Genomic DNA, 1,348 nt, shown 5'->3' with positions numbered 1-1,348 from the left:
TCATCCGACACGATCCATGGCCGCGACTGATGTTTCCCCACGACCAGACCAACGACACCCCAAGCCGAAAGTCACATGATCAACAGCTTCTGTTACTGACCTTGAATGCGTGATGTCGTCATGGTGGCTGGCGTCGGAGGCCGGTTCCGGTGAGGCAGCCGTCGAGGACGTCGTGGCGGTACTGGAGCTGGCGGAGGCCGCGTCGGACGGCAGTGATCAGGTCGTCGGGGTCGGCGAAGGCACGGTTGGCCATGGTGGTGCGTCGTAGGACGGACCAGATGCCCTCGACCGGGTTGAGGTCGGGTGCGTAGGGCGGCAGTTGGAAGACGGTGAGCCAGTCGCGGTCGGCGATATAGCGGCGCATACCGGCGGTGAGGTGGGTGTTGAGGTTGTCCCAGACCAGCACGATCGGGCCGCCGAGCTGCTGGTGGGCGGTCTGGATCAGGTCGCAGTAGTCCTTCCAGGAGAAGCTTTTGCGCCCGTCGGGCCGGGCGTCCGGGCAGGGCCGGTAGATCAGCCGCGAGTATTCGCCGGTCTTGTAGCAGGCCAGGGCGGCCACCGATAAGCGGCGGCGTGAGCGGCCCCGCACGCGGACCACAGGGGTGTGGCCGCGGCGGGACCAGGTGCGGGTGGTCGGCGGCGTCATCGAGAATACGGCTTCGTCCTCGAAGACGAGCTATGCGTCGAGCGCCGCCACGGCCCCTCCACCTGGGGCCAGGTCTCCTTCATCCAGCCGGCCACCGCCGCCTCGTCTCGCTCGATGGCACGGCGGGCGGGCACCTGACAGGTCCAGCCATGCCGTCTGAGCAGCGCGGCGACGCCCTGGACTGTGTAGCTCTTGTGGAACCGCCGCCCGATCAGGGTCTTGATCCGCGACAGCGTCCAGGTCTGGTCCGGCCAGCCATGCGCGACCGGGCCCTTGAGCAGCTCCCGCTCGAGGGCGGCGAAGAGTTCGTCGCTGAGCAGTGGCAGCGACGCCGGCCCCTTCGAGGCCAGGGCTTTCGGCCCGTCCTGCGACCAAGCTTTGCGCCACCGCTGTACCGACCGGACGCCGACCCGCAGGTCGTGAGCGATGACCGCGTTCTCGTCACCCTGCTGGAACCGCTCGGCCGCCTCCAACCGCAACTTCTCGCGGAAGGCCCGCCGTTCGTCGGTCAGCCCGCCCCCTTGCGCATACCTCATGCACCTGGCGTACCGCAGGGATCATGGACCGTCAGCCCTACCGACACCACGCTTTGAAGGTCAGTAGGACCTCTAAGAGAGCATCTGATCTGAGTAGTTGGTAGTTAGGGATGATTTTGTGACGGCTGGTGTGGGCGGTCGTTAGGCAAGGTGTGAGTGCTCGTCG

The 1,348-nt window shown here is 66.6% G+C and carries 2 protein-coding genes; both read right to left on the bottom strand.

What is annotated here, in order from left to right; translation table 11 throughout:
* Positions 1 to 118: 118 nt before the first annotated feature.
* Positions 119 to 646, bottom strand: coding sequence for a transposase (locus tag AB0959_RS52955; protein ID WP_366834210.1), 528 nt, complete (start codon positions 644 to 646; stop codon positions 119 to 121).
* Positions 643 to 1,182 carry a winged helix-turn-helix domain-containing protein gene (locus tag AB0959_RS52950; protein WP_366834209.1) on the bottom strand — a complete coding sequence of 180 codons (540 nt, stop codon included), beginning with the start codon at positions 1,180 to 1,182 and terminating at the stop codon, positions 643 to 645. Before AB0959_RS52950 ends, AB0959_RS52955 begins: the two co-directional genes overlap by 4 nt.
* Positions 1,183 to 1,348 lie beyond the last annotated feature (166 nt).

It is taken from the genome of Streptomyces sp. NPDC046862 (assembly GCF_040704615.1).
Taxonomy (GTDB): Bacteria; Actinomycetota; Actinomycetes; order Streptomycetales; family Streptomycetaceae; genus Streptomyces.
Note: the sequence above shows the minus strand (reverse complement) of the source record. Positions and strands in the feature narration are given on the sequence as shown.

Excerpts from the sequence above, each read along its gene's own strand:
- AB0959_RS52955 (WP_366834210.1), bottom strand. The coding sequence starts at position 646 with ATGACGCCGCCGACCACCCGCACCTGGTCCCGCCGCGGCCACACCCCT.
- AB0959_RS52950 (WP_366834209.1), bottom strand. The coding sequence starts at position 1,182 with ATGAGGTATGCGCAAGGGGGCGGGCTGACCGACGAACGGCGGGCCTTC.